Source organism: Granulibacter bethesdensis (assembly GCF_001889525.1).
In the GTDB taxonomy this organism is placed as follows: domain Bacteria; phylum Pseudomonadota; class Alphaproteobacteria; order Acetobacterales; family Acetobacteraceae; genus Granulibacter; species Granulibacter bethesdensis_C.
Genome location: NZ_CP018192.1, coordinates 406,591 through 433,018, shown reverse-complemented (window position 1 = coordinate 433,018; position 26,428 = coordinate 406,591). Strand labels below are relative to the sequence as shown.

Annotated in this window: 23 protein-coding genes and 1 tRNA gene; 6 read left to right on the top strand and 18 right to left on the bottom strand. The window is 59.5% G+C overall.

The window, feature by feature from the left end:
- Window positions 1-40: 40 nt before the first annotated feature.
- From GbCGDNIH6_RS01975 to GbCGDNIH6_RS01965, 3 genes are all read right to left on the bottom strand, one after another.
- Window positions 41-125, bottom strand: a tRNA-Leu gene (locus GbCGDNIH6_RS01975).
- A 111-nt stretch (window positions 126-236) separates the two neighbouring features.
- The gene (locus tag GbCGDNIH6_RS01970) at window positions 237-2,477 is read right to left on the bottom strand and encodes a TonB-dependent receptor (protein WP_072562666.1); all 2,241 of its coding nucleotides are present in this window, start codon (window positions 2,475-2,477) and stop codon (window positions 237-239) included.
- 56 nt (window positions 2,478-2,533) lie between these two features.
- Window positions 2,534-3,148, bottom strand: coding sequence for a hypothetical protein (locus tag GbCGDNIH6_RS01965; protein ID WP_198355844.1), 615 nt, complete (start codon window positions 3,146-3,148; stop codon window positions 2,534-2,536).
- Here GbCGDNIH6_RS01965 and GbCGDNIH6_RS01960 point away from each other — a divergent pair.
- Window positions 3,147-5,195, top strand: coding sequence for a transglycosylase domain-containing protein (locus GbCGDNIH6_RS01960; protein WP_232449904.1), 2,049 nt, complete (start codon window positions 3,147-3,149; stop codon window positions 5,193-5,195). The genes GbCGDNIH6_RS01965 and GbCGDNIH6_RS01960 overlap by 2 nt on opposite strands.
- A gap of 15 nt (window positions 5,196-5,210) precedes the next feature.
- Here the strand turns inward: GbCGDNIH6_RS01960 and GbCGDNIH6_RS01955 are convergent, their stop codons facing one another.
- The 4 genes from GbCGDNIH6_RS01955 to GbCGDNIH6_RS01940 form a co-directional block, all read right to left on the bottom strand.
- Window positions 5,211-6,566 (bottom strand): ABC1 kinase family protein, encoded by a 1,356-nt coding sequence (locus GbCGDNIH6_RS01955; RefSeq protein WP_072562663.1) that lies wholly within the window; start codon window positions 6,564-6,566, stop codon window positions 5,211-5,213.
- The gene (locus GbCGDNIH6_RS01950; RefSeq protein ID WP_072562662.1) at window positions 6,566-8,401 is read right to left on the bottom strand and encodes a M3 family oligoendopeptidase; all 1,836 of its coding nucleotides are present in this window, start codon (window positions 8,399-8,401) and stop codon (window positions 6,566-6,568) included. The genes GbCGDNIH6_RS01955 and GbCGDNIH6_RS01950 overlap by 1 nt, the downstream gene beginning before the upstream one ends.
- Before the next feature lie 88 nt (window positions 8,402-8,489).
- Window positions 8,490-8,765: a DUF2312 domain-containing protein gene (locus GbCGDNIH6_RS01945; RefSeq protein WP_025285929.1), complete on the bottom strand. Its 276-nt coding sequence runs from the start codon at window positions 8,763-8,765 to the stop codon at window positions 8,490-8,492.
- Between the two features lie 141 nt (window positions 8,766-8,906).
- The gene (locus GbCGDNIH6_RS01940) at window positions 8,907-9,218 is read right to left on the bottom strand and encodes a DUF1244 domain-containing protein (protein ID WP_072562661.1); all 312 of its coding nucleotides are present in this window, start codon (window positions 9,216-9,218) and stop codon (window positions 8,907-8,909) included.
- Window positions 9,219-9,388: 170 nt separating this feature from the next.
- On the opposite strand from GbCGDNIH6_RS01940, the gene GbCGDNIH6_RS01935 reads away from it, so the two are divergent.
- From GbCGDNIH6_RS01935 to GbCGDNIH6_RS01925, 3 genes are all read left to right on the top strand, one after another.
- Entirely contained in the window at window positions 9,389-10,657 is a 1,269-nt protein-coding gene (locus tag GbCGDNIH6_RS01935; protein ID WP_072562660.1) for a glycerate kinase type-2 family protein, read from the top strand.
- An 80-nt stretch (window positions 10,658-10,737) separates the two neighbouring features.
- Window positions 10,738-12,171 carry a pyruvate kinase gene (gene pyk / locus GbCGDNIH6_RS01930; protein WP_172822999.1) on the top strand — a complete coding sequence of 478 codons (1,434 nt, stop codon included), beginning with the start codon at window positions 10,738-10,740 and terminating at the stop codon, window positions 12,169-12,171.
- Window positions 12,172-12,203: 32 nt separating this feature from the next.
- The gene (locus GbCGDNIH6_RS01925; RefSeq protein ID WP_081369915.1) at window positions 12,204-13,325 is read left to right on the top strand and encodes a hypothetical protein; all 1,122 of its coding nucleotides are present in this window, start codon (window positions 12,204-12,206) and stop codon (window positions 13,323-13,325) included.
- A 9-nt stretch (window positions 13,326-13,334) separates the two neighbouring features.
- On the opposite strand, the gene GbCGDNIH6_RS01920 is transcribed toward GbCGDNIH6_RS01925, so the two are convergent.
- From GbCGDNIH6_RS01920 to GbCGDNIH6_RS01905, 4 genes are all read right to left on the bottom strand, one after another.
- Window positions 13,335-14,360, bottom strand: a complete 1,026-nt coding sequence (locus GbCGDNIH6_RS01920) for an alpha-E domain-containing protein (RefSeq protein ID WP_072562659.1) — start codon at window positions 14,358-14,360, stop codon at window positions 13,335-13,337.
- A gap of 16 nt (window positions 14,361-14,376) precedes the next feature.
- Window positions 14,377-15,954 (bottom strand): circularly permuted type 2 ATP-grasp protein, encoded by a 1,578-nt coding sequence (locus GbCGDNIH6_RS01915; RefSeq protein WP_072562658.1) that lies wholly within the window; start codon window positions 15,952-15,954, stop codon window positions 14,377-14,379.
- Between the two features lie 169 nt (window positions 15,955-16,123).
- Window positions 16,124-17,209, bottom strand: a complete 1,086-nt coding sequence (locus GbCGDNIH6_RS01910; RefSeq protein WP_025319590.1) for an OmpA family protein — start codon at window positions 17,207-17,209, stop codon at window positions 16,124-16,126.
- Window positions 17,210-17,425: 216 nt separating this feature from the next.
- A complete protein-coding gene (locus GbCGDNIH6_RS01905; protein WP_408874826.1) occupies window positions 17,426-17,839 on the bottom strand; it encodes a DUF1491 family protein in 414 nt (137 codons plus the stop codon).
- Between the two features lie 195 nt (window positions 17,840-18,034).
- Here GbCGDNIH6_RS01905 and GbCGDNIH6_RS01900 point away from each other — a divergent pair, with 195 nt between their 5' ends.
- On the top strand, window positions 18,035-18,301 hold the full coding sequence (locus GbCGDNIH6_RS01900) for a hypothetical protein (protein ID WP_232449901.1): 267 nt from the start codon (window positions 18,035-18,037) through the stop codon (window positions 18,299-18,301).
- Window positions 18,302-18,419: 118 nt separating this feature from the next.
- Window positions 18,420-19,907, top strand: a complete 1,488-nt coding sequence (locus tag GbCGDNIH6_RS01895) for a mannose-1-phosphate guanylyltransferase/mannose-6-phosphate isomerase (RefSeq protein WP_232449899.1) — start codon at window positions 18,420-18,422, stop codon at window positions 19,905-19,907.
- 34 nt (window positions 19,908-19,941) lie between these two features.
- Here GbCGDNIH6_RS01895 and GbCGDNIH6_RS01890 read toward each other — a convergent pair whose 3' ends face one another.
- The 7 genes from GbCGDNIH6_RS01890 to GbCGDNIH6_RS01860 all read right to left on the bottom strand — a co-directional run bounded on the left by GbCGDNIH6_RS01890 (window position 19,942) and on the right by GbCGDNIH6_RS01860 (window position 26,422).
- The gene (locus GbCGDNIH6_RS01890) at window positions 19,942-20,586 is read right to left on the bottom strand and encodes a response regulator transcription factor (protein WP_011631063.1); all 645 of its coding nucleotides are present in this window, start codon (window positions 20,584-20,586) and stop codon (window positions 19,942-19,944) included.
- The gene (locus GbCGDNIH6_RS01885) at window positions 20,583-22,019 is read right to left on the bottom strand and encodes an ATP-binding protein (protein WP_157692294.1); all 1,437 of its coding nucleotides are present in this window, start codon (window positions 22,017-22,019) and stop codon (window positions 20,583-20,585) included. The genes GbCGDNIH6_RS01890 and GbCGDNIH6_RS01885 overlap by 4 nt, the downstream gene beginning before the upstream one ends.
- Window positions 21,946-23,031 (bottom strand): VWA domain-containing protein, encoded by a 1,086-nt coding sequence (locus tag GbCGDNIH6_RS12310; protein ID WP_072562657.1) that lies wholly within the window; start codon window positions 23,029-23,031, stop codon window positions 21,946-21,948. Before GbCGDNIH6_RS12310 ends, GbCGDNIH6_RS01885 begins: the two co-directional genes overlap by 74 nt.
- Window positions 23,031-23,606, bottom strand: coding sequence for a tetratricopeptide repeat protein (locus GbCGDNIH6_RS01875; protein WP_072562656.1), 576 nt, complete (start codon window positions 23,604-23,606; stop codon window positions 23,031-23,033). The genes GbCGDNIH6_RS12310 and GbCGDNIH6_RS01875 overlap by 1 nt, the downstream gene beginning before the upstream one ends.
- A complete protein-coding gene (locus GbCGDNIH6_RS01870; protein WP_081369913.1) occupies window positions 23,603-24,592 on the bottom strand; it encodes a vWA domain-containing protein in 990 nt (329 codons plus the stop codon). The genes GbCGDNIH6_RS01875 and GbCGDNIH6_RS01870 overlap by 4 nt, the downstream gene beginning before the upstream one ends.
- Window positions 24,589-25,464 carry a nonribosomal peptide synthetase MxaA gene (locus GbCGDNIH6_RS01865; RefSeq protein WP_157692293.1) on the bottom strand — a complete coding sequence of 292 codons (876 nt, stop codon included), beginning with the start codon at window positions 25,462-25,464 and terminating at the stop codon, window positions 24,589-24,591. Before GbCGDNIH6_RS01865 ends, GbCGDNIH6_RS01870 begins: the two co-directional genes overlap by 4 nt.
- Window positions 25,465-25,558: 94 nt before the next feature.
- The gene (locus GbCGDNIH6_RS01860) at window positions 25,559-26,422 is read right to left on the bottom strand and encodes a DUF58 domain-containing protein (RefSeq protein WP_072562654.1); all 864 of its coding nucleotides are present in this window, start codon (window positions 26,420-26,422) and stop codon (window positions 25,559-25,561) included.
- Window positions 26,423-26,428: the final 6 nt, after the last annotated feature.

Here is a 26,428-nt window from a genome sequence, read left to right as displayed (position 1 = left end):
GCAGAGACTGTTTCCCAAAAGCCGGTCAGGGCATATGTGCTGGTCCGGGCGACGGGATTTGAACCCGTAAGCCATAAAGGCGTTCGATTTTAAGTCGAATGCGTATACCGTTCCGCCACGCCCGGTCCGGCAGCCTTCTAGCGTAACTTGTTTTACGGCGGAACCCGGCCTTTCATTTTTTGGATGCTGATCCCATCCCGCAGAAAGCGGGATGGGATCAGATCCATGCTCGTCAATCAGAAGGAAACGGTCATCGACAGGTTGTATGACCGCCCCAGTCCCGGCAGGGCACGCAGGACGCCTGTGTCATCGAAGTCACCCAGCGACAGACCACCAAGCGGAAGATAATATTTCTGATCGAACATATTCTCGATCCCCCCTTCCACTTTCACGTTTCTCCAGCTGTAGCCAGCCCCCAGACCGAACAGCGCATAACCCGGTGTACGCGGTTCGTTTCTGGTCGGGTCAATGATGGTCTTGCTGTTGACGAACGTAGCCTCGGCACGTCCACTCCAGTTGCCGCGCGTCTCATACAGGCCGATCAGCCCGTTAATCGGCATCATGTGGTACAGGCTGTGACGGGTCTCCAGATCCTCACCCCGCACATAGCTCAGCGTACCGCCGAGTTCACCATGGCCCCAACGCGCGGAATGCCACAGCCGCGCCGAACCCGACACATTGACGCCATAGAGCTGCGCATTGTGGTTGGCGAACTGCAGCTGATTGAAGTCGCTCGACAGGGATTTCAGCAGATTGGCGTTAATGAAACCCTCTACGTAGGTGTAGAAGGGCTGAATACTGATTTTCCAGCGTTCCTGCTCCGGATCACGGAACAGGACGGTGGTGCTGATCGTATGTGCGATTTCCGGCTTCAGATCCGGATTACCGATATAGCCATTCCCATCTCCGAACCATCCGATCATCTGGCTGGTCATGGCACTCCGCCCCCAGGCATAGCGTTCATACAGGTTGGGGGAGCGCGTCTTGCGGGCGTAACCGCCTTCGAGGCTGATCATGTCCGACACACGGTAACGTCCCAGTGCCGTGACATCGAAATTCACATCGGTCCGCCCCCGATACATGGCGTTGAAGGCCTTGGCGGCGGCGGCATCGGGATTGCTCATGCCGCCCATCATGCCACCCATACCCATCATCATCCCACCGGAAGAATAGGGTGATACCTCCCCGGTATTCATCATCACGATATCGTTGCGGAAACCGAGCAGGGAGGAAAACCGGTTGGTCCAGCGGGATTCCCACTCCGCAAAATGACCCAACCGGTCACGATGCCCGTTATTGATGTTGTGATAGGTATCCGGCCCCATCATCATGCTGCCCATTAACGGCGGCCACCAGTCGTTCAGCCCCTGATGATCGAAAGAACTGCCAAGGCGCAGCGTGTTCCAGCTTCCCAGTGGAATGGTCGCCTTGATGGCATAACCGGCCAGACGGGAATCCGAATTCATTGGCATGCCGGTAGTGGCGGAATGGCCGCCTTTGTCATCCAGCATGTTCATGACATGGGTAATGCGCTGCCAGTAGCCACGCACATCCAGTTCACCCCATGAAAAATCACCTTCGTAATGACCGTTCACAAAGGTGGAGCGATTATTGGTCATGTCCATGAACTGATTGGGAAAGCCCTCATACGGGATGTCCTGCTGTCCCGCAGCCAGTGTCAGACGATGATTGTCCCGCTTCAGGCCCAGCGTCACCGCATGATTGAAGCTCTGATATTTGGTGGAACGAACGATCCCAGCGTCTCCGCCGCCTTCGTAGTTACCGGCCTGCGACCATGATCCTTCGTAACGCAGGCTGACTGTATCATTGGCGACCGTGACCGCGCCGGACGTACCGACCGTGTTACCATTGCTGCGGTAACTGGCTGTGACATGGCCGGTCGCCAGAATGGACTTGTCCTTCGAAAAGATCGGATCGGCCCGTTCCACCGAAACGGTACCGGCAATGCTGTCGCCACCCGCACTGACCGGAGTGATCCCGGCAATCACGCTCGCGGTTTTCACCATGCCGGGGTCTACATAGGACAGGGCCGGGTTCATATGGTTGGGACAGGCCGCGCTGATCCGCACCCCATCTACCTCAGTCGCCACACGATCATCATTCATGCCGTTGATGACCGGCAGAGCCGAGACACGACCAGCCTGATAGAAACTGACGCCAGCCACCCCCTTGAACAGTTCGGCGGTATCCGGGCTGTTCAAGCGGTTGCGATCCATCATGGTCTGCGACACTGTCGTCTTATCCAGTGGCTCCTCGATCAGCGAAAGCGGACTGTCCCCCAGCACACGCAAGGTGGGCAGAGAGGTGGAGCCAGCCGCGGCATTGGGAGCGGAAATAGCGCCTTGCGCCCATGCGGGAGAAAAAAGCCATCCTGCAGCATGCATATTGCCAGCAAGAATGGTTCCGGAGGCGAGCAGCGCAGCACGCCCTGCCCGACCTTGAAGATGCCTGATCATATGAAAAATCCTGACCTGATGTTTGAAAAGATGCGCACACGATCGACGCGTCGCTTTCAGACAGGGACAGGAGGGCCTCGTGCATAGGCGGACAGCCACACCGAACCGGGTGGTGCCCGTGGCTGCATGACGCGCCGGATAATGCGCACCCATATGCCGGAAGAGAGTGGGGGCAACACGGGCATGACCAGCAATGCTGCTGCCATGGCCAGAAACACACAGATGGAGCAGGCCTGATGCTGATCATGCCCCGGTTGGTCATGGTCCCGTTGCTCATGCCCCCCATGATGCATGTGCACCATCAGTTCATGCGGCACCGTGACAGACATATCCGCCTTGTGGGAAGCATCAAGGCAGTCACCTTCCCCCAACGAGGCATCTGCCGGCACATTCACCGGATCGGTCAGCAACAGTCCGGTCAGACGCTCCAACGCGGCCCTCGGGACCTCGCCGGGACGGGACAATGCCATCAGCGCCATCTGCGCCAGCATTCCCACGATGACCAGAATTACCAGCGCCCGCGTCAGTACACCTTGCATCAGCCGGAGAGACAGCCGGTACTGACGGATGCGGGGCGGGCGGAACAAGGACCGCAACTGGATCATGATGGAGGCGTGCGTAACGTCGGCTCCCTGCCACTGCAAGGACCATGTACCCATTTCATCAGCCATGAGGTCTGTTTTGCCGGCTGCTGTGGTACCTGCATCGGTACAGCCCGGCCTGCCACGACTGTTGACGCCCGCACAACGCGGGTTCATCCATACGCCCCTCATGCCGCGTCAGGACCAGCCCCGTAGCCGTACCGCCCGCCCGGATGCCCGATATCGGGCGGATCAGGACGCCGTACAGGATCCAGACTTCATCCGCCGTGGCCCGCCGCCGGGTCGTGCAAAGCGGCGGCCTTCTTCCCCTCCCCCCTCCTCCCGGCGCAAGGGAGAGACTGCGAAAGAAACGGTTTCCAACCGGAAAAAATGGCGCTGGCTGCGCTGGGGGATCATGGTCCTGATCTGGGGTGGTCTCACAGCGGCGGTGTTTCTGGTCTATTTCGCCTGGGATCTGCCGCGTCCCGAGGAAGCACTTGATGCGCCCCGCCGACCCAGCCTGATCCTGCGCGATCAGGAAGGGCTGACCTTCGCCACCTATGGCGATGTGGTAGGGGAAAGCCTGCGTCTGGGCGACATGCCCCGCGCCATGCAGGATGCAGCCGTTTCCGTGGAAGACCGCCGCTTTTGGTCCCATGGCGCCATCGACCCGATCGGTATCGCCCGGGCAATATGGGTCAATCTCAGCTCCGGCCGTCTGCGGCAGGGTGGTTCCACCATTACCCAGCAGGTAGCAAAAACCCTGTTCCTGTCCAACGAGCGCACCCTGCGCCGGAAGGTGCAGGAACTCATGCTGACCATATGGCTGTCCGAGCATTTCACGCGGCAGGAAATTCTCGAAATATGGCTCAACCGCGTCTATCTCGGTGCGGGCGCATGGGGGGTGGATGCGGCGGCGCATGTCTATTTCGGCATCTCCGCCCGTCATCTGAACATCTGGCAGGCTGCCATGCTGGCCGGATTACCGCGCGCACCATCCCGGTTTAACCCACGGGTCGATCCCGCCGCCGCCATTGCAAGAACCCGGGAAGTTCTTCAGGCCATGGTGGAAACCCACGTACTAACCGCCGCGCAGGCGAGCGCCGAAACCGCAAAAATCTCTTTCCGTCAGCAAGCCCCGACCGGAGCCCCATGGTTTGCCGACTGGGCGGCGGAACGGGCACAGAGCCTGTTGCCGCAAGGGGCCGATGCCGTCATCAGAACGACGCTGGACAGCCATATCCAGAGCATTGCCGAAGCGCGCCTGACCGCCATGCTGGCCGGCCCCGGTGTTGCGGCCAATGTGCATGAGGCCGCCGTGGTGGTCATGGATGCCCGCACCGGGGCTGTGCGCGCCATGGTAGGCGGGGCCGATTATCGACACAGCTCCTTCAACCGCGCCACGATCATGCGGCGTCAGCCCGGCTCATCCTTCAAGCCTTTCGTCTGGCTGGTGGCGATGGAAAATGGCGAGGAACCGGATGATACCGTGTCGGATGCCCCCATCAAGGTCGGCAACTGGAGCCCCTCCAATTACGAACCCGGCTCGGTAGGTGACATCACACTGGAAACGGCGCTGGCCCATTCCGTCAATACGGCAGCCGTCCGTCTGCTGCTGCGCGATGGCGGACCCGCCGCCGTGATCGAGGCCGCGCATCGTCTGGGGGTGGAGGATAATTTCCCCCGCAATGCCTCCATCGCATTGGGAACAGCCGATGCTGGATTGCTGGAAATGACCGCCGCCTATGCCAGTTTTTTCAATGGCGGATATCGCGTAACACCCCGTGCCATCGAGACAGGCACCGCCGATCATCGCCCGATCCAGATCACCGCCCCGGTCGGGGAAGCAGTGATGACGCCGGAAGTCTCAAAGGACATGACCCGCATGCTGCAGGCCGTGGTAGCGCGAGGCACCGGCCGGGCCGCCGCCATTCCCGGGCATGTGGTGGGTGGCAAGACCGGAACCACACAGGATTACCGTGATGCGTGGTTTATCGGCTGCGTTGATGATCGCACAGTCATCGGGGTGTGGGTCGGCAATGACGACAGAATGCCTATGCGAAACATTACCGGCGGCAGCCTGCCCGCACGCCTGTTCCATGACATCGCCGCCGCCTTGCCGCCCAGCCGTAGCTGAGACGTTACCCTCGCCTCAATCCTGCCGTATCTCCAACCCGACCGCGGCAAGCGCCTCGGCCTGACGGCGTGCCATATCCTCGCTGGAGAAGCCTTCGATCATTTCCTGAAACAGCCGATACCAGTTCAGCTCCGCCTTCAACCGCAGGAACACGCTGCCGAGTCCAATCGCCGAGCGGTCCATCAGCACGAATTCACGCGGCGGACGCACGCCGCCGGTGCGCTTCAGCCCCTGATGCACACGCTCCGCCACCGCACGGCCGAAATTCGGATCATCGGTTTCCTGAATCGGACGCACCCTGTCCTGCATCAAAGGTTCGTACAGGAAGCGCGCCCATTCATTGAGGACGGCCAGTTTTTCGTTATTCAGATCGGTGAAGCCCCATGTGCGATAAGCGTTCATGGCACGTTCGTCATCGCCATCCCGCACCGCTTCATAGAGAGCGATAACCCCCCGCACGAAACGCGGCGGAAACACGCGGATCGCCCCGAAATCGAGCAGGTTGACGTGGCCTTCCTCTGTCACCTGATAATTGCCGAGATGCGGATCGCCATGGATCACGCCATAGCGATAAAGGGGGATGTACCAAGCCCGGAACAGCGCTTCGGCGATGCGGTTGCGCTCCTCCTGCGGCGGGTCTTCCTTCAGACGCTGCAACAGCGGACGCCCGTTGAGCCATGTCATGGTCAACAGACGGCGGGAGCTGAGTTCAGGCACCGGCTCCGGCACATGCACCGTCGGCGTGCCGGACAGCAGTGAGGCATAAAGCCGCATCTGCTTCGCCTCACGCTCGTAATCCAGTTCCTCCCGGAAACGATCGGCGAGTTCTTCGTAAATATCCTCCTGCTGGATGGCGTTATCCATCCGCCGGTAAACGGCCATGGCCATGCGAAGCTGACGCAGATCGGCTTCCACCGTGCTGGTCATGTCCGGATATTGCAGCTTGCAGGCCACATCGCGTCCGTCATGCAGCCGGGCGCGATGCACCTGACCCAGACTGGCCGCCGCAGCCGCCGTTTCAGAGAACGATTCGAAGCGGGATCGCCAGTCCGGTCCAAGCTCACCGCTCATCCGGCGTCGCACGAAGGCAGGCCCCATCGGCGGCGCATTGGACTGCAACTCCGCCAGTTGCGCGGCATATTCCGCCGGAAGCGCATCCGGCACGGTGGAGAGAAACTGCGCCACTTTCATCAGCGGTCCCTTCAGCCCGCCGAGAATCACCCGCAGATCATCGGCATGGGCCGAACGATCGGTTTTGATACCGAATACGCGCTCCCCCGCCACACGCGCGGCGATACCGCCAACCGCGCCGGAGGTACGGGCAAGACGCCGCACCTCCCCGAACAGGCTGCGCCGCTCGTCATTCGCCATCAGGCGCTCTCCTCCAGCGCGTCGATAAAGCCGGCAATCACATCCAGCCCCTTCTTCCAGAAAGCCGGATCAGAGGCATCCAACCCGAATGGAGCCAACAGCTCACGGTGTCGCTTCGTTCCCCCGGCCCGCAACATATCCATGTATTTCTGCTGAAAATCGGGATGCCCATCCTGAAACACTGCATACAGCGCATTCACCAGACAATCGCCGAACGCATAGGCATACACATAGAACGGCGTGTGGATGAAATGCGGAATATAGGCCCAGAACACATCATATTCCGGCGTGAAGTCAAAGACCGGGCCGAGGCTTTCCACCTGCACCTGACGCCAGATTTCCCCCAGCCGCTCCGGCAGGATCTCCCCGGAGCGACGCTCGTTATGCACCCGCGTCTCGAACTCGTAGAACGCGGTCTGGCGCACCACGGTGTTGAGCATATCCTCCACCTTGGAGGCCAGCATCAGACGGCGGCGCGCAGGATCGGTCTCGGCCTCCAGCATGGCGCGGAAAGTCAGCATCTCCCCGAAGACAGAGGCCGTTTCCGCCAGCGTCAGCGGCGTGTTGGAGAGCATATAACCCTGTGCCTGCCCGGCCACCACCTGATGCACCCCATGTCCCAACTCATGGGCCAGCGTCATGACGTCCCGGGTACGGCCATGATAGTTCAGCAGAATATAGGGATGCACCGAAGGCACGGTCGGGTGTGCAAAAGCCCCGCCCGACTTGCCCGGCAGTAAACGGGCATCAATCCATGGGTGATCAAAAAACCGGCTGCCTATCTCCGCCATCTCCGGTGAGAACGCACCATATGCATCCAGCACCCGGCGTTTCGCCTCCGGCCAGGGAATCTCCCGGTCATCATCGCCCGGCAGGGGGGCATTGCGATCCCAGTGACTGAGCTTGTCCAGCCCCAGCCATTTCGCTTTCAGGGCATAATACCGATGCGACAGCCGCCCGTAATCGGCACGAACGGCGGAGACCAGCGCATCCACCACCTCATCCTCGACCATATTGGCCCGGTTGCGATAGCTGCCCGGACGCTCGTAATGGCGCAACGTATCGACGATCTCCTTATCCTTCGCCAGCGTGTTGGTGATGAAGGAGAACAGCCGTTTCTGAGCACCGAACGCAGCCCCGATCGCCTTTCCGGCTTCCTCCCGCATCGTACGGTTGCCTGAGGACAGGCGGTTCAACGCGGCACTGACCGTCAGTTCCTCCCCGCCCACCGTGACGCGCATGGCGGCGATGGTCTCATCGAACAGACGGGTCCAGGCGGAATGGCCGGTCACATCCTTTTCATGCAGGGCTTTCTCGACGTCGTCGGAAAGCTGATGCGGACGGAACACACGCAGATCACGCAGGAAGGGCCGCCACCGTGCCGCCTTTGGATCGGACAGTTGCCGTTCCAGTGTTGCGTCATCCAGCCGGTTCAGTTCCAGCGTGAAAAAGATCAGGTGGCTGCTGATCCCCGTCACACGCTCGTTCATCGACTGGTAGAATCGGCCAATTTCAGGATCGGAACTGTCTTCGCTGAAGCGAAGCTGGGCGTAGGACATCAGGCGTCCGAGAATTTCCTCGATCCGCTCATAGTCGCGCAGGGCCTCATCCAGCCCCGCCCCGTCCAGACTGGCCAGCTGACCGGCATAGCGCTCCGCGAACCGGACCGAGTCGCGGGTCGCCGCGGCAATATCAGCCTCCAGCGCCGGACTGTCCGGACCGGGATACAGATCGGACAGATCCCATGCCGGAAGCTGTCCACCCGCATCACTGCCGGACCCGGCGGTGACAGCCTGCCCGTCCGGTGTATGGACACACTGAAGTCGATAACGCATGCGGAGCCATCCTTGTCATTCGTCAGGCTCCAGCATTTAAGCGCCCGGGCGGCGGCGTCAAACCGTTCCCACACCAGGCGCGTATGTCTCACATGCCCAGAGCGCGGCGATAAACGTCCAGCAGGCTTTCCATCTCCTCCACTTCCGCAGGTTCCTGCTTGCGAATGCGGATCAGCTGGCGAATCACCTTGACGTCGAATCCGGCGGATTTCGCTTCGGAATAAATATCCTTGATGTCACTGCCGAGGGCTTTGCGCTCCTCTTCCAGCCGCTCGATACGCTCAATAATGCTGCGCAGACGGTCTGCGGCGATGCCGCCACTGTTCACGTCATCCGGCTTTCTGTCCGTATCGTCCAAGGCCATGATCCCCGGCTCCTTCCTTAGATACCTGTTGCGCGTCATTATCCCGCAGGCTGCCCACGGATGCACCACGCCGTCAGGCCGGCGGGCATACGCCCGCGCAGGCCACCGGATCAAGCCCGGTACATCCAGATGGGCTTGCAGTCAGTGTGCTTTCTGCGCCTTCTCGAACGCGACCTGTTGCTCCGGGGTCACCGGTTTCTGATGCAGGGCTTGCCATTCCTTGTAAGGCATCCCGTAAACGATCTCCCGCGCATCGGCATCCGCCAGCGTCAGTCCTTTCTCCTCTGCGGCCTCCCTGTACCAGCGGGAGAGACAGTTGCGGCAGAATCCGGCCAGAATCATCAGATCGATATTCTGCACATCGCTGCGTTCGCGCAGATGATCACGCAGCCTGCGAAAGGCGGCTGCTTCCAGTTCAAGGCGGGTTTGTGCATCGAAATCGGGAACGGGCATTGGCTTTTCTCCTCATGCAGTCCAGAAGGACGGCACAGATGGTGCTATGGCAGGCTGACAGAGATGGCATCGCCCCGGTCACTGCGCCATACCCGACGGACTAGAACTGCCAGGACGCCATGACACCGGCCACCTGATCAATACAGGTATCCGGGAGGGGGAGAGCAACGATGGAATGGACCGAGGACCGCGCCCGCCGTGCGCTGAACACAATTTTTACCGCCGCGGTGAAGGCTGCCGATCCGCATCAGGTTCTGGCCGCGCATCTGCCCGAAAAGCCGCGCGGGCGCTGCATCGTTGTCGGTGCCGGCAAGTCGGCGGCAGCGATGGCGGCAGCGCTTGAAAACGCATGGCCCGATGTGGACCTGTCCGGCGTCGTGGTCACGCGGGACGGACATACCTGCCCGACACAGCGTATCGACGTTCTGGAAGCCTCCCACCCCGTTCCCGACGCACGCAGCGAAGCCGCTGCACGCCGTATTCTGGAGACCGTGTCCGGGCTGACCGAAGATGATATGGTGATCGCGCTGATTTCCGGAGGCGGCTCCTCCCTGATGGTGCTGCCGGGTGAAGGGCTGACCATCGCCCACAAGCAGGATATCAACCGTGCCCTGCTGCGCTCCGGCGCTACGATCAGCGAAATGAACGCGGTGCGCCGTCAGCTTTCCGGTATCAAGGGTGGCCGTCTGGCTGCGGCCGCAGCTCCGGCGCGGGTCATCACACTGGGCATCAGCGACGTCCCGGGCGACGAGCCCGCCGTGATCGCCAGCGGACCGACCGTCCCCGATCCAACCACCGCCGAGGATGCCAAGGCTATTCTGAAGCGTTACAGGATCGAGGTTCCTCCGGAAGTCTCCGCGCTGCTGGACCGTGCCGCAGCAGCCAAACCGGCTCAGCCGAAAGGCGATTTCCGCATGATCGCAGCACCGCTGATGGCGCTGGAGGCCGCCGCCGCCGCCGCCCGTGCCGAAGGGCTGACCCCGCTGATCCTCGGCGACAGTCTGGAAGGTGAAAGCCATGTCGCCGGTACCCTGCTGGCCGGAATCGCCCAGAGCGTCCGTCAACATGGCTATCCACTCAAAGCCCCTGCCGTGCTCCTATCCGGTGGTGAAACCACCGTGACTATCGCCAAGGGACAAAGCGCCGGACGCGGTGGACGCAATACCGAATTCCTGCTGAGCCTGGCGCTGACCCTGAACGGCGCCAGCAACATCTATGCCGTGGCAGGCGATACGGACGGTATCGACGGAACCGAGGATGCCGCCGGGGCCATCGTGACCCCCGATACGCTCGCCCGCGCCCAGGCGAAAGGACTCGATCCCCGCGCCTTCCTCGATGGCCATGACAGCTACTCGCTGTTCGATGCGGTCGGTGATCTGATCAAAACCGGCGCCACCCTGACCAACGTCAACGACATTCGGGCCATCGTTATCCTTTGAGTATCAGACCGGTGGTGACAAACTCAGTCACCACCGGTCCCGCCAACCACCATTGCAAAAAACTACGCCGGATCAAATCAATGGCCATTCGTTCCCGTCTCCGCCGCCAGCGGCGTACCAAGATCGTCGCGACCATTGGACCGGCCAGCTCCTCGCCCGAGATGCTGGCCCGCCTGTTTCAGGCCGGGGCCGATGTGTTCCGCATCAATTTCAGCCACGGCTCCCACAGCGATCACGCCGAGCGCATTCGTGCGATCCGGGAGCTGGAGGCCGAAATGCGCCGCCCCATCGGCATTCTGGCAGACGTACAGGGGCCAAAGCTTCGTGTCGGCATGTTCGGCGGTGGAAGGGCGCATCTTCAGACAGGACAGAAATTCCGTCTCGATCTCAGTCCGACCCCCGGGGATCGCGAACGGGTGCAGCTGCCCCACAAGGAAATTATCGAGGCTGCGACCTACGGCACCACCCTGCTACTGGATGACGGCAAGCTGCGGCTGCATGTGGACCGCAACCGGGGTGATCATCTGGAATGCACCGTGCTGGTCGGTGGTCCGCTCTCAGACCGCAAGGGTGTGAACGTACCGGATGTGGTGCTGCCGATTCCCGCCCTGACCGAGAAAGACCGCGCCGATCTTGCTTTCGCACTGGACCATGGAGTCGACTATATCGGCCTCTCCTTTGTGCAGCGGGTCGAGGATGTGCTGGAAGCGCGTGCCCTGATTGGCGACCGCGCCTGGATCATGACAAAAATGGAAAAGCCGCAGGCGCTGGAAAACCTCGAAGGCATTCTGGAAGCCTCCGACGCAGTGATGGTGGCGCGTGGCGATCTGGGCGTTGAACTCCCGCCGGAAGAAGTGCCGCTGGCGCAGAAAAACATCATCCGCGCCGCCCGGAAACTGGGTCTGCCCGTGGTCGTGGCAACACAGATGCTGGAAAGCATGATCAATGCGCCCGCCCCGACCCGCGCCGAAGCCTCCGACGTCGCCACCGCCGTGTTTGATGGCGCGGATGCGGTGATGCTCTCGGCGGAGACCGCCGCCGGGCAATTTCCGTATGAAGCCGTCAACATCATGGACCGAATCGTTGCCCGCGTAGAGCGCGATGCGGGCTGGCGCGCCATTACCGACTCCAACCGCCCCGCGCCCGAGCCGAAAACCGCCGATGCCATTGCCACCGCGGCCCGGCAGATTGCACAGACCATTCAGGCCCGCGCCATCGCCGCCTACACCGCCAGTGGACGCACCGCCCTGCGCGTAGCCCGGGAACGCCCGGAATGCCCGGTGATCGGCCTGACGACCGAGGAAAACACGGCCCGTCGTCTCGCCGTGGCCTGGGGAGTACATGCAGTGGTCACACCACCCACCCAATCCATGACCGATACGGTCAGCCGCGCCATACGACATGCACAGTCGGAAGGATTTGCCTCCGTTGGCGAGGAAATCGTGGTGACCGCCGGTATTCCGCTGGGTCTGAAAGGCGGCACCAACGCAATACGGGTTGCCTCCGTTATTTGAGGATCGGTTTCTTCAGCGCAAGGTCACGGTCCATGTCGATCGATCAGCACCACGCAAGCAGGCAGGCTGCTTTATTATGGCTGGCACGCGTGACAACTGCCTGCACAGCGCTCATTGCGGCCTCCTGCGCACCTCATACAGGCCATTCCGAACGCTTCACAAACAATAACGATGGCAGTGTAGAGCTGACATTCCTGAACAATCCACCACCGGGAGAGGCACGGAGAGAGTCGCCCTCTCTGTTTGTCTCGGTGGGGGGTGTCCGGATGCAGGCCGTCATGGATACCGGGTCGACCGGCGTCGTGATCAGTGCGACAGCCCTGCCGGAGAATGCAACAGTGCGCGATCTGGGGCCAGCCGAACTGACCTACAGCAGCTCAGGCCGCATCATGATCGGGCGGTGGGTACTGACGCGCGTGACCGTAACCGGCGCACACGGGCATCAATTTATCTCCTCCCCGATCCCCGTGTTGGCCGTCACGCACATCGCCTGTCAGCCGACAGCCCGCAGCTGTACGCCAAGCGATCATCCTCGCCACGTCGCCATGCTGGGAATCGGATTTGCCCGCGAAGGCGACCACCAGCAACAGAGTGGCCCCTCTCACAATCCATTCCTCAATCCCTCCCCCGGGATGGTGGGCGATACAGGCACGCCCGGCTACGTCATCACCTTCCGTTCGGTTCGGATAGGCTTGCCGTCTGGTGGTGAGATGACCCTGGCTAAAAGGGGATTTTCCCTGGTCAGACTGCCCCATTCCAATATTGAGGGCGAGTGGGGACCAATCCCGGCCTGTATCGGCGTCGCCTCTCATTCGCCTGCATGCGGCGGCACCCTGCTGATGGATACCGGCGTCACACGCATGTTCGCGACGGTTCCCGTCAGTTGGCTGTCTGATCTCTCCCGCAACGGGGAAGAGTTGGCCACCGGAACCCCTGTCACGATCACAGCAGGAGACTCAGCCGCACAATACAGCTTCATCACCGGGGATCCCGGCCTGATGACCCCCTCTGCCGTGATACTGGTTGAAGGCCGCACCGACGGACATGAGCAGCGACCGATCTTTGTCAATACCGGTGTGCACTTCCTCAACGGATATGACTATCTATACGACGCCGCCAATGGCTGGGCAGGTTTCCGCCCACATCGGAGGTAAACGCGGGGACTATTTTTGAGTCTGCATCTGGCTCTGCGAAGCAGGCACGGTCGGCTCCTCGGTTAAACGGGGCGGCCAATCCCGGAAAAATGCCTGCCCGATCTCGAAGGAAAGGTTGCTCAGCCCATCCTGTAATCCATCCAGAAAATCATGCAGTCCGCTGGCCAGAATATCAGCGATGGATGGCACCATCACGCAATCACGCAGGGTCTCGACCTGTTCCAATGCAGGTGCTGTCCCCTTCAACCCATATTGGCGACGAAGCTGGGTCACATGCCATTCGATCTGCAAAACACAGACCGCAACGCTACGCGGAAAAGACGTGTCATTCAGCAGAAAGGCGACAATATCACCCGGCAGAAATGAAGGCGAAGAAATGCGCCGGAATGCATGATACCCGGCTGCAGCACGCAATATAGCCATCCACTGCGTCAGTTCCTTAACCCGCCGCTCCTCCAGGTTTTTGGGCATCAACAGATTATATTTAATATCCAGCAGGCGGGTAGACTGGTCAGCCCGTTCGATCTGCCGTCCCAACTGATAGAAATGCCATCCTTCATCACGAAAGAACGTGCCTTCGGTAATTCCCGTATGTGCCTGCACTCCTTCCTTCAGACGGGTGCAAAGACGTGAGAGATGATCCCCCTCCAGGTCACTGTCACGGATCGCCATGACGTCGCGATGGAACATATTGAGCTGAAGCCACATTTCCGTGCTGATCAATGGCCTCAAAGCCCGCGCATTGGTCCGGGCTGCCTCGATGCTGGCCTGCATGCTGGTCGGATTATCAGGTGATAAAAGGTAGAAACGCTTGATGCCTTCAGCATCGGATTGCAAACCGCTCTCGCGGAAATTGGCCTCGTCCCCATTGATGCAGATCAGGCTGTACCAGGATTCCGTTTCCCGTCCCGGACTTTCGAAGTTCTGGATGACATCAATCAGACGGGCCAGATTTTCCACACGTTCCAGATAACGGGCCATCCAGAACAGGGATTCGGCATAACGGGCAAGCAGCGGCACGTGACGGGAGGGCATGAGAAAACCTTTCTCGTCAGATCAGTGTAACAGGTTTGGTTTCGCCCATTGGCTGAGCATCGCTACCAATGGCCCCGGGCTCCACAAGACCGGAAGAGGATGGGGGGGCCGTCACTGGATCCTCCAGCACCCAGGTATCCTTCGACCCACCGCCCTGGGAAGAATTGACCACCAGACTGCCTGCTTTCATCGCCACCCGGGACAGACCACCCGGCAGAACCCAGGTATCCCTGCCAGTCACTGCAAAGGGGCGTAGATCGAGGTGGCGGGGCTGAATACCCGCCGGTGTCAGGGTCGGCGCAACCGAGAGATTGACCACCGGCTGGCTGATCCAATTGGCCGGATCCGCGAGCAAGGCGGCACGCGCATGATCCAGTTCCTCCCGCGTAGCCCGCGGGCCGATGGTGATGCCATAGCCGCCTGATTCACCAACCGGTTTGACGACCAGCCTGTCCAGATTATCCAGCGTGTAGGCCAGCCCGTCTTTTTCCCGGCAGATATGGGTATCCACATTCGACAGGATCGGATCCTCGTTCAAATAATAACGGATGATCCGGGGCATGTAGGCATAGATCGCCTTGTCATCGGCAACGCCGGTACCGACTGCATTGGCCAGAGTGACATTGCCCTTCCGCCATGCGCCGATCAGACCGGCAACACCCAGCAGACTTTCTGGACGGAACACGGTCGGATCCAGAAAATCGTCACCGATGCGGCGATAGATCGTATGCACCGTCTTCAGTCCGGCAGTCGTGCGCATATAGACGCGGTCATTCTCGACCGTCAGATCAGCACCCTCGACCAGCGGCACGCCCATCTCGCGGGCCAGAAACACATGCTCGAAATAGGCTGAATTATAAATTCCGGGTGACAGCAGCACGACCTGCGGATCATCCACACCCTCCGGCGCGATTTCCGCCATCGCCTCCCTCAGCCGGTGTCCGTAATCATCCACCGGACGCAAGCGCATACCCGACATCAGATCAGGGAAGGCCCGCAGCATCAGATGACGGTTTTCAATCACATAGGACACCCCGGACGGCGTGCGCGCATTATCCTCCAGAACACGAAACGCACCGCTTTCATCACGCACAATGTCGATCCCGCAGATATGGGCATAGGTGCCGAAACGAATCGGGAAATGCTCCATTTCGGGACGGTAATTGCTGTTGCCCAGCACCAGATCACGCGGAATGGTGCCGTCATTCAGGATGTGCTGCTCGTGATAAACATCGTGCAGGAAGGCATTCAACGCTGTGACACGCTGTTTCACGCCTGCCTCAAGCTGGGCCCATTCGGCACTGGTGATAATACGGGGAATGCAGTCGAACGGCAGGATTCGGTCTATCGCCGTCGCCTCTGAATAGACTGTAAAAGTGATCCCCAGATTGATAAGATCATTCTCCGCCGCTGCCGCCCTTTGACGAAGATTATCCAGGCCAATCTTCGCCAGACGCTGACGCACTTTCTCACCGGCCTGACTACCGCCCTCCCTGTGCGTAGTCAGTTCGCAGAAATACTGTCCTGGATCGTATCCAAGGAACGGATCCGGATGGGGTGCGGAGTCGACTGAAACAGCGAGAGGAACCTGCATGGGCGCTCCGTGACGGACAGACGTATCATACGATGTCAGGAAGCTATTCCGGCTGCTTTACGACAAAAACGCAACGGGCAAGTCCCCTTAAAATGTCGCATTGCGGAAAATAAGCAAAAAAAGAGGGGCACCGAAATGCCCCTCCCTTTCCATCCAGAGTGCGAAACGCTTAGTGGAGGATGATTTCCACGCGGCGGTTCTGCGGCTCACGCACGCCCTGTGCCGTCGGCACGAGGGGGTGGGTTTCACCGAAACCATGGATGAAGATGACGTTACGCGGAACGCCGTCCTTGACCAGCTCGGCCGCAACGCTCTGGGCGCGACGGACGGACAGACGCTGGTTGTACTGCGGCGTGCCGGACTTGTCGGTGTAGCCGTTGACTTCGATGCGGGTTGCCTGAACCTGCGTGGAAGCGCGGGCGGCTTCGGCAACGATCTCACGCGCACGGGCGGTCAGATCGGCACGATCCCAATCGAAGAACACCAGATAGGTACGGGCGGCGGTGGGCTTCGGCGCCACGATCGGGGCCGGCGGCGGCGGCGGCGGGGTAACGCCGAACGCATAACGAACGCCGATCAGGATCTGGTGGTTGAAGTCGTTGCCGAACTTCATGTTGCCACGCGCCTGGCTGGTGACAGCACCGTTCGTCAGGCCGTAAACAGCACCGCCAGCGGCAGGCTGCGGGTCCAGAAGGCCCATGAAGCGGTATTCAGCCGTCAGAGACAGGCCGGGAACCGGCAGCGGGTAGGACAGACCAGCGATACCCTGGTAACCGAAATTGTCGGTGCTCTTGTCGTAGTGCAGAGCATCATTGCCACCGGCACCCACGGAGTTGATCACGTTGTGGTTCCAAACGTAGCCGGCGCCAACGCCGACATACGGGTAGACCGGCAGACCCAGGTCGAAGTCATAGAGCAGGTTGACGAAAGCGCCAGCCTTCTCGTTCTTGCCGCTGCTGCTGGTCGGGCCGCTGCTCTTGATAGAGCGGAGGTCGTTCCAGCTGTAGAACCCTTCGAGTTCTGCGCGCAGACCATTGCCGAGACCGTAACCAACACTGGCCTGACCGGTCACACCGGGTTCAGAGCGGGTGTTGAAACCGGCGCCGGAAAAGATGCCGCCGGCATTGACGGTCTGGTTCTGTTGAAGATTAACACCAACGCCGCCGCTGACATACAGGCCGGTGACGGGCTGAGCCTTCGCAGCGACAGGTGCTGCAAGCACGGTCGCAGCCAGGAGCGCACTCCGGAGCTTCATTCTATCTCTCCTCGTTCAAAACCTGCGCTTTTGCGCAGCCAAGGCACGGGGCTGGGCTTGCCCGTTCGCCTGTGCTCGGTAAACGAGAACGTAGCAGGTTAGTCGCACAGTTGCAGGTGGGGATGATGCCTTTATCCATCACTGTGGCAGCACGGACACAGATTCCTTCTGCCACTGGGAAGTTTGTCAGCTTCTCACGATAAAAGCGTCTGTTTCCTACAATATTTTTGCCTCGAATGGTGGAGTCAGATCGGGGGAATCGAATTCAACCACCCACAGGTCGGAGTCTATGGAGGTCTGGCGGGTCAGATATTGATCGACCTGATCCTGTGTGAGGGAACCTGCTCCTCCTCCCGCACGCATCCAGGCGGGACTTCCATCCGCCGCCCGCGTCTGCATCAGCACGCAAAATCCATCGCGCCCCCGCAGAACAGCTGCGATTCCACCGGCATCATCATCGCCATGACGCAGAACCATCCCCGGGCGGCCTGTCAGATCAGCCTGACGAAGTGCAGCCTGCACCCAAAGTCTGGCCTTGATCCTTGCCTCACTCATGGCAGCCATTCCAATCCGATCATGCCAATTGATGGTCGACTGATGGTCGACATCACTTGATTGTGATTGCGTCATGAAACCACGCTCCCGCCAACCAGACAATCCCGATGGGTTTTCCTCCGGCTTCTCTCCTTTACCTGCCTATACCCTGGCTTGCTGGCCTTCAGCGGCTTTGGCACAAGCAGGAGAATCGTGGAGGTTCGGATAAAATTGCCTTTCAACAGGCAAGCCAGACCACGCCTCCTTATTTCAGTATGCACCGGGAACCGCATGACCAGATCTTCTTCTGCTTCCTCTACCAGAACGACCGCCAGCGGATCCCCGCAGGCAGCGCAGTCCCTGTCCGCAGGCCAGCGTGCCTATGAGGAGCGGCGCGCCGCCAAGGCCGGTATGTCACTGGACAAATGGCTGACAGTAAAACGGGCAGAAGCCGAGGCCGCCCGTCAGCAAGCAGCCCAACCTGCGTACGCTCCAACGGAACCGCGTAAACCCGGTTTTCTGGGACGCCTGCTGGAACGTGCACGTCGGCCGCTGTGAGAGAAACGTTGCTCCCGGACTATGCCAACGGTAATCCCGTGATTGTCGGAATAACCGCCCCAAAGGCCATCGGCCTGCACCCGCTTTTTCCGGCCCAAGCCTTTATTGATGCAGGATAATGGTTCCCATGGATCAGACTGAAAGCGGCCCGGACTCCCTCAAAGCGCCTTTCCAGCCGCTCTCTCCGCCGGAAGCCATTATCCCGGTGATCCTGTCGGGAGGCACAGGAACCCGTCTGTGGCCCGTCTCCCGCGAGTCGTTTCCCAAGCAATACTGGAATCTGACAGGGGACCATTCCCTGATCCAGGACACCATGCACCGGGCGCAAGGACCGCAATTCGCCCCTCCCATTCTGGTGTGTAATCAGGATCATCGCTTTCTGATTGCCGAGCAGGCGCGATCGGCCGGAGTCGAGAACGTACGCATCGTTCTGGAGCCATGCGGGCGCAATAGTGCACCGGCGATTTTGGCAGCTGCCTTGCTTGCCGCTGAAACCAATCCCGATTCGGTGCTGTGGATGCTGGCAGCCGATCACTCCGTCACCCGGCCGGATGCTCTGCTTGCGGCGCTTGGCAAGGCCGTGGCTGCGGCGAAGGCCGGATATTTCGTCACATTCGGCATGCAGCCTACCGCTCCGGAAACCGGATATGGCTATATCGAAGTCGGCGATTCGATCACTGACCTTTCCGGTGTGCATCGCCTGCGCCGCTTTCTGGAAAAGCCCGATACCACCACCGCTCAGGCACTGGTCAGTTCCGGCCAGCATCTGTGGAATTCAGGGATGTTCGTCTTTACGGCCCGCACACTGATCGAAGAAATGCGCCAGCACGCCCCCGCCGTACTGGAAGCCGTGACCGCCGCCGTGGCCGGGCGTACGCAGGATCTCGATTTCCTGCGACTGGCCCGGGAACCGTTCATGGCATGCCCGGATATCAGCCTTGATTATGCCGTCGCCGAGAAAACCAGCCGTGCTGCCGTGGTTCCGGCCGATATCGGCTGGTCCGATGTTGGCAGCTGGAGCGCATTATGGGAACTGGGCGATAAGGATGATCACGGCAATGTCGTTCAGGGCGATGCCATGCTGGAAAGCGCCAGCAACTGCTATGTGCGGTCTGACGGCATCGTCACCGCCGTGATCGGGCTGAAAGATGCGGTGATCGTCACGACAAAAGATGCCGTGCTGGCCATGCATCGCGATCATGCGCAGGATGTGAAAAAGATCGTCGATCGCCTGAAACGCTCAGGCAAACCCGAAGCAGCCAGCCATAACCGTATCTATCGCCCCTGGGGCTTTTATGAGAGCCTGATCCAGAGTGACCGTTTCCAGGTGAAGCGTATTGTCGTTTCCCCCGGTCATCGTCTAAGCCTTCAGAAACATTACCATCGGGCCGAACATTGGGTCGTTGTCGCAGGCACAGCCATCGTGACCCGCGATGAGGAAGACATTCTGGTGCGGGAGAACGAAAGCATCTATCTGCCGCTCGGCACTGTGCATCGCCTGTCCAATCCCGGTCATATCCCGCTGGCCCTGATCGAGGTACAGTCCGGCGCCTATCTGGGTGAAGATGATATCGTCCGCCTGGAAGACACATACGGGCGGCAATAATTTTCCATGTCAGGCAGGCGCAACACCGTTGCCTTTACGGCTGGGTACGCGCCTTCCATTCCACTGCGAACTTGACCAGCGCAGCCCCGGTGCGAATTTTAAGCCGGGTGCGCAGAGCGCCACTCATATTGGCCACTGTCTTGTAGCTGACGCCCAGCTCGTAAGCGATTTCCGACAGGCTCAACCCATCGCCGAGCAGTTCCAGCACACGCTTTTCTTTGACAGACAGCTCAGCTGCAACATTGGAATCCGGCATCAGCCTTCCCAGAGCCAGAGACTGCGCCACCACCTGCCCCAGATAGACGCCGTTATTCATCACCTGATCAATGGCCAGCAGGATTGTCTCCGGATCGTCGTTCTTGGTGACATATCCCTTGACGCCCCGATCAAGGGCACGGCGCACGAAATGCGTATCGCCATACATGCTGAGAACGATAATACGCACATCAGGATTATCACTCAGCAGATCATCAAGCAGATCGAAGCCATTGCTATCCGGCAGGTTAATGTCGAGGATGATGACATGCGGTTTCTGTGCAGCATTGATGGCAACACCATCCTGACCGGAACTGGCCTCCAGCACTTCCAGCGTGTCCCGGCGGCTCAGCACGCGATGGCATCCGGCACGCACCAGCGGATGATCCTCCACAACCAGAACCTTGATCATCGGCTGCGTCATTCCGCTGTTTCCTTCTGCACGGCTGCAACCGGCATAACTGCTTCCACCACGGTGCCATGCGGATGATTGTTCCGCACTTTCAACTCGCCCCCGCATTGCCGCAACCGCTCCGTCATTCCCAACAATCCAAATCCCATCCGGAAATGCTCCGGCAGGCCAGTGCCATCATCTGTTACCAGAAGCTGCAGACGGCGCGATGAGCCCTGTCCTGACACTCCATCATGCCATGACAGAGTGACATTGACCTGCTCGGCAGAGGAATGCCGCACCGCATTGGTCAGGCATTCCTGCACAGTCCGGTAGAGAACCAGGTTGATCTGATCATTTTCTATCCTGAGATCACGTGGCATGGAAAGCCACCACTCCATCTCTGGATAGCGATCCTGCCATTGGGTCATCAGATCCCGAATAGCATCGGCAATCCCCATGTGATCCAGCGCCATCGGGCGCAGCCGTTCCAGAATACGGCCATTCTGCTGTTGAATCTGATCGATCAATCTTGCGACAGCATGAGCGCGCTCGATAATGAGTTGCCCTGCCTCGCCCTGCCTGCGGGCTTCCAGCAACAAGGTAGCCAGCTCTGCACGAGCGCCAAACAAGGTAGCGCCAAAATCATCGTGCAGTTCACGAGCCAGTTCACGACGTTCCGTTTCCTGCAACGAAACCATCTGTTCCAGCAGACGCTCATTATCGCCGCGCACCGCACGGAGCGTTTCGGCAAGCTGATTGAAGCGCTCCCCAATCGGCTTCAGCTCCGTCACATAAAGAGGTGGAAGCGCGTCGAACTGCCCGGCTCGCATACGCTGCAACCCCTCCGCCAGCGTGCTGATCGGCCTCAGCGCATAGCGGGCGGTCCAGAACATGGCCGCCATGATCATCAAGGATACACACGCCAGTAATCCGAGCAGAAATTTAAGCTCCTCCCAGATTTCGGCAATTTCGTTGTGAGGATCGCCGACCATAACGATATCGCCACGAAATACGCCTTCAATCTGCACCGGGAAGGAACGAACGGGACGTGGAACATGAAACCACCCCGCAAACCATGCGGGTGCCCCGCTCCCCACAAGCGGTGGAGCCGCATGAGGCGGCGTAGCACCGGAAGGCACATAGATAAAAATCACATGGCGAATGTTCGAGAGATCAGAAATCAAATGCTCGATCTCAGCATCCTGATCGCCAGAATGGCCCAGGCTACGCAACGCATAGTGAATCAGCATGTCGCCCAATTCTGTGCCGGACTGAATTTCCTGCTCGATCCGCTGGTTGGAATCGAACAGGACCACGCCGATGACAAACAGGATTGCTGCCGCGAGAATAACCAGCGGCAGCACGATCAGACGGGCCTTGATAGAATGCTTAAGCGCGGTAAAGGGCCTGGGGAGCAGGATTGACCGCCACAGAGGACGCCTTATTGCTGTCTCGTCCTGCATTTCTGTCCTCCAGCCGCCGCCGGGCCTGCGCACGGGATCGCCAGACTGCGACCACGCCCCATACGGGAAGGACAAGATAACATAAACCCAACGCCACAAGCGACAGCAGGGCAGGAATCCACGAAATTTCCACCAGTTGCCTGACCGGACGTTTCGTCATCCACTTTTCGGCGACACCATTCAGATCACCTGCGCCGAGGTGAAAATAGTCGAGGCCGGTAATTGTTCCCAGTGATTGCAAGTGTTTTTCATCCACCGCTGATAATGAGCCGGATGCATTACCGCCAACATTGCCAAAAGGCGCATTACGGGGGTTGTATCCTTCACGGTTTTCCGCATCCGGCGGCGGCGGTGCCGCCTCGTTTTCTGCCGGAATATCCTGCGGTCTCCAGAATCCGACCTGACGGCCATGGTCGTCGTATTTGGGAATCGGTGTAGGCGTCAGCCCCCCGACACCGACGATCAGCCCTTTGACAATGCTTTTCTTTCCGTCGAAAGGCGGCGGCCCAGTCCATGGCAGAGGGGGGGCTTCCTGCCCATCCGTCATGAACATCAGATCGGCATTCAGATCATGCGCAAGAACGAGCGAGCGGTACAGCCCCTCTGTAATATGGCTGTCTCCTTCCCACGCCATGCGCCAGTCCAAATGCGTGATCTCATCGTCCAGGGCTGGAAAATTCGCGCAGGTTTCAACGGGTTCAACCACCAGATAGGGGCGACGCTCGGTAAAAATCGCCAGCCCGAACTGGGATCCACACGGCAGTCGCCCGACAAAATCACTCAGATCATGCCGCACCTTGTCCAGACGGCTGACGACTTGACCATTCAGCATCTGATCCCGCGTATTCATACTGCCCGTGATATCGACCACGGCAACCATGCGGTAAGACGGGCCTGTATGGTAAACCCGCGGCAAAATGACTGCCAACACCAACAGAAAAATAGCACCCGCGCTCAACCAGAACCGTGGATCACGTGCGGCCGGCCAGGAAAGAATGCGCGCCCTTCCCATCAGGGTAATCCCTGCGGCTGACCCGGCATGTTGGGCCACAATTTTTTGGTCGCAGGCAAGGAATCACCTTCTTCCTGCTCGGCAGCGGGGAAATCCCGCACCATCCGCATGGCCACATCCAGATTGTACTTCATATCCCAGTTCAGGGGATCATCTTTCAACGCGCGACGATAATCCTGCTTGGCACTGATCACCAGCGGAATGCTTTTCTCCAGAGCATCATTGTCAATCTCGTCGATAGCCCGTCGCATCATGGTATTGGCAATATCATAAGACAGCATCGCACGCAGATGCGGGGGAGCATGCTGCATATGCTCCAGTACCGACCGCGCATCCTCGTATTTGCCCATTTCCAGCAGATAGTGTCCCCGGGCTACATACACCTCGGGAGCCGCATTGGCGGGAATGGTCACATCATTGCGATACCGCAACTGCTTCATAAGATGCGTATCACGCAGGGCACGCTGCCAGTGCATCCCCTGCCATCCAGTAACCCCTAAAGCTCCGCCGAACACCAGCCATGCCAAAGCGATTCTGATTCTGCCGGGCGTCAACCATTGTATTCTGCTTGTCATGCCGCCCTCCTGCCGCGATACAGATCGCGTTCCAGAAATCGTGCCATGCATAAAACCGCGAGAACCAGCGCTGCAATACCGTAGCAGAAGCGGTTGTAATCCTCACGCGGCACATATTCATTGTAGACGATAGGCGCTGCTTCCAGTCGATTGATGGTATCAACAGCGGATTTCAGGGCATTCGGATTATCAGCCTCGAACGCTTTGTATGGCACACCCAGACCGGAAAACCATGCATCCAACGCGGCAGGGGCATCGGCATCCGCCGTTTCGCCTGTCGCATGCAAGCCTGGATCGCCTTCCGTGCGGAGATATAAATAATAGATATGTACGCCGAGCTTTACGGCCTCGGCATGAAGCCGAGGCTCCAATTCTCCATCGATGACACCTGCGCCGTCTGATACGAACAGAACCACACGCGCCGCATCTGGAGAACTGTTCTGAAGCTGCGCGAAAGCTAGCGACAGGCCACGACCGATATTGGTGCGGGCAATGGCCGGACGCCGCATGGCATCCAGAGAAGCCTCTACCGCTGCACGATGCTCGGTCAAAGGCATTGCCAGAATAGGAGACGTTGAAAAAGCGACAACACCAAAACGGTCATGCTGGCGTTGACGGAAAAAATCTTTCACCAGCCGAATGGCCGCATCCGTCTTCGATTCCTTGGCTGCATTCGGTGTCTGATTATCGAAGGTCTGGTCCATGCTGATGCTGCGATCAATCAACAGCATGATCTGTGCACCCTGGCCGACTTTCTGGATCGTCAGCTTTTCCCGATGCAGACCTGCCAGCCCCAATACCACCGCAATGATCGCAATCGCCCCCAGCACCCGCAGAACCCAGGCCACCACAGCAGAGAGACGATCCGCCGGAACCACCATGACAGATGGAAAAGCGACCCGGCGGAAGCCAGCGCCCAATAACGGCCACAATGCCAGCAATCCCGCCAGCAAGACCCATGGTCTATCAATGGCGAGATGCATCATGCGCGTTCAGACCGGCTGAGTTGACGCGCCAGTGCCAGGACCGCTTGCGGTGGAAAAGATTGCATCGCCTGCACAACATCGGAGGCATAAAAGCAGCATCTTGATGCCTCAAAAAATTGCTCGATCTCTGCTTTCAATCCGACAAAACGCTGATGACGGGTGACGAAACCCGGCACATCCTCGGCCAGAACGAGACCGCCTTCGGTACGGTCGAAAGCTTCGTGCAAGGCTTTTAGGCTGTTGCGATACGCTTCGCTTTCCTCCCGACCACGCTCCCGGCGAATCTGATGGACCGCAAATCCAAAAGGCCGTGACCGTCGACGCAACACCGTGCCGAACCAGCCCGAGAGCCAGCCGAGCCAGATCAGAGACAGCAGCGCCACACCCAGCGCCGCCAGCGTAGCCCTGCGTGGGATGGTGACATCCGGCAATGGCGGCCAGTGGTCCGGCTGGAGAAAACTTGCATCGACATCTTCGCCAGGGCTGACTTCGCGGATAGGTGAACTTAAGAACTGCCATGTCGGCGTGCTGAGTTTTCTGTCCGCTCCCGCCCCATGGATCACGAGCGTAAAGCCGGGAACCGGCAACTTCTTTGGTTCCAACGGATCGTAAAACGTCTGATATTGTAGAGTCAGCCGAACCTGTTCTCCACCATCTGCAAGCTTATGCCGGATGACATCGACCCTGCGCAGTGTCAGCCAGTAATTGATATCACCGGGTGTCGGCACAGTAGACGGGTCGAGTATCTCACCCTTTGCAAGGGTTATATCGACCGTACTGTCCAGAACATCCCCAATATAATAGCCGAACAGACGGCCAGGTGGATGAAATGCCAGAGAGGCACCTTTTATGGCGGCATCATGATGCGCCATGTCGGCGGCCCCGACGGAACAGGATGGATGTACGGTCGCAGCTGTTATTGCCAACAGCAACGCAACCGCCGATCTGTGCGAAAATGCATTCATCTCAGCCTGCCAGCAAATGTTCGCTCAAGCGTTCATAATTGATCCGGTCCCAAGCGAAGAAAGGAGGCCGGCCATATGTAGACAACAACTGTCCCAGCATCCGCATATTCTCGGCTGCCGCCTGCGACCATCGTCGACGCAAAGCCGGACGCAACAGCAGACTGCGCGGCTGCCCGGTTTCCACGTCCCGCACATGGATAAAGCCAAAACCCGATGGCAATTCGTGCTCGCGCCGATCCCGCAAAACAATGGGGACGATGTCATGACGCCCCAACGCCGCCAATGACGGTTCCAGCACTGATCGGGGGGCATGAAAATCAGACACCAGCAACACCAGACGCCGACGGGTACCCAGGTAGGCAGCGACATCCTTCAGGCCATTGATGTTGCGTGCCGTCAGCGGCTCCGTCTGCAAACGCTCAAGAACAGCCTGCTCTGCTCCCCTGACGCGGGAAGCCTTGAGAAGGCCGTCCCGCATTACAGTTTCTCCGAAACCGATAAAGCCGAACGCATCCCCGCTTCTGCGGGCTGATTGTGACAGAACCTTCACCAGTTTGGCAATTTCGGCGCGGCGTGCACCATCCTCGGTCGGATCCATCGACGCCGACAGATCGGCTATAACGTAGACATCAATGGCGCTGCGCTGCTCAATCTGGCGGACCATAAGCGTGCCATCCGGCTCCTTCGCCGAGCGGGCAAAGTCGATACGCCGTGTGTCCGGGGAGGACCAGAAGGGAACATATCCCCTCAACTCCCCTCCGCTGCCATTCTGGCGGCCCCGGTGACTGCCGGGTCTAGCCCCCGGCACTCGCCAACGCACTTTATAGGCCAGATCAGGCAACGCGGCGTCATCGAACGCCGGCATTGCGTC

Bases quoted from the DNA above. Each gene is read 5' to 3' on its own strand.
- GbCGDNIH6_RS01970 (WP_072562666.1), bottom strand. From the start codon at position 2,477: ATGATCAGGCATCTTCAAGGTCGGGCAGGGCGTGCTGCGCTGCTCGCC.
- GbCGDNIH6_RS01960 (WP_232449904.1), top strand. From the start codon at position 3,147: ATGAGGTCTGTTTTGCCGGCTGCTGTGGTACCTGCATCGGTACAGCCC.
- GbCGDNIH6_RS01965 (WP_198355844.1), bottom strand. From the start codon at position 3,148: ATGGCTGATGAAATGGGTACATGGTCCTTGCAGTGGCAGGGAGCCGAC.
- GbCGDNIH6_RS01955 (WP_072562663.1), bottom strand. From the start codon at position 6,566: ATGGCGAATGACGAGCGGCGCAGCCTGTTCGGGGAGGTGCGGCGTCTT.
- GbCGDNIH6_RS01950 (WP_072562662.1), bottom strand. From the start codon at position 8,401: ATGCGTTATCGACTTCAGTGTGTCCATACACCGGACGGGCAGGCTGTC.
- GbCGDNIH6_RS01945 (WP_025285929.1), bottom strand. From the start codon at position 8,765: ATGGCCTTGGACGATACGGACAGAAAGCCGGATGACGTGAACAGTGGC.
- GbCGDNIH6_RS01940 (WP_072562661.1), bottom strand. From the start codon at position 9,218: ATGCCCGTTCCCGATTTCGATGCACAAACCCGCCTTGAACTGGAAGCA.
- GbCGDNIH6_RS01935 (WP_072562660.1), top strand. From the start codon at position 9,389: ATGGAATGGACCGAGGACCGCGCCCGCCGTGCGCTGAACACAATTTTT.
- pyk (WP_172822999.1), top strand. From the start codon at position 10,738: ATGGCCATTCGTTCCCGTCTCCGCCGCCAGCGGCGTACCAAGATCGTC.
- GbCGDNIH6_RS01925 (WP_081369915.1), top strand. From the start codon at position 12,204: ATGTCGATCGATCAGCACCACGCAAGCAGGCAGGCTGCTTTATTATGG.
- GbCGDNIH6_RS01920 (WP_072562659.1), bottom strand. From the start codon at position 14,360: ATGCCCTCCCGTCACGTGCCGCTGCTTGCCCGTTATGCCGAATCCCTG.
- GbCGDNIH6_RS01915 (WP_072562658.1), bottom strand. From the start codon at position 15,954: ATGCAGGTTCCTCTCGCTGTTTCAGTCGACTCCGCACCCCATCCGGAT.
- GbCGDNIH6_RS01910 (WP_025319590.1), bottom strand. From the start codon at position 17,209: ATGAAGCTCCGGAGTGCGCTCCTGGCTGCGACCGTGCTTGCAGCACCT.
- GbCGDNIH6_RS01905 (WP_408874826.1), bottom strand. From the start codon at position 17,839: ATGACGCAATCACAATCAAGTGATGTCGACCATCAGTCGACCATCAAT.
- GbCGDNIH6_RS01900 (WP_232449901.1), top strand. From the start codon at position 18,035: ATGACCAGATCTTCTTCTGCTTCCTCTACCAGAACGACCGCCAGCGGA.
- GbCGDNIH6_RS01895 (WP_232449899.1), top strand. From the start codon at position 18,420: ATGGTTCCCATGGATCAGACTGAAAGCGGCCCGGACTCCCTCAAAGCG.
- GbCGDNIH6_RS01890 (WP_011631063.1), bottom strand. From the start codon at position 20,586: ATGACGCAGCCGATGATCAAGGTTCTGGTTGTGGAGGATCATCCGCTG.
- GbCGDNIH6_RS01885 (WP_157692294.1), bottom strand. From the start codon at position 22,019: ATGCAGGACGAGACAGCAATAAGGCGTCCTCTGTGGCGGTCAATCCTG.
- GbCGDNIH6_RS12310 (WP_072562657.1), bottom strand. From the start codon at position 23,031: ATGGGAAGGGCGCGCATTCTTTCCTGGCCGGCCGCACGTGATCCACGG.
- GbCGDNIH6_RS01875 (WP_072562656.1), bottom strand. From the start codon at position 23,606: ATGACAAGCAGAATACAATGGTTGACGCCCGGCAGAATCAGAATCGCT.
- GbCGDNIH6_RS01870 (WP_081369913.1), bottom strand. From the start codon at position 24,592: ATGATGCATCTCGCCATTGATAGACCATGGGTCTTGCTGGCGGGATTG.
- GbCGDNIH6_RS01865 (WP_157692293.1), bottom strand. From the start codon at position 25,464: ATGGCGCATCATGATGCCGCCATAAAAGGTGCCTCTCTGGCATTTCAT.
- GbCGDNIH6_RS01860 (WP_072562654.1), bottom strand. From the start codon at position 26,422: ATGCCGGCGTTCGATGACGCCGCGTTGCCTGATCTGGCCTATAAAGTG.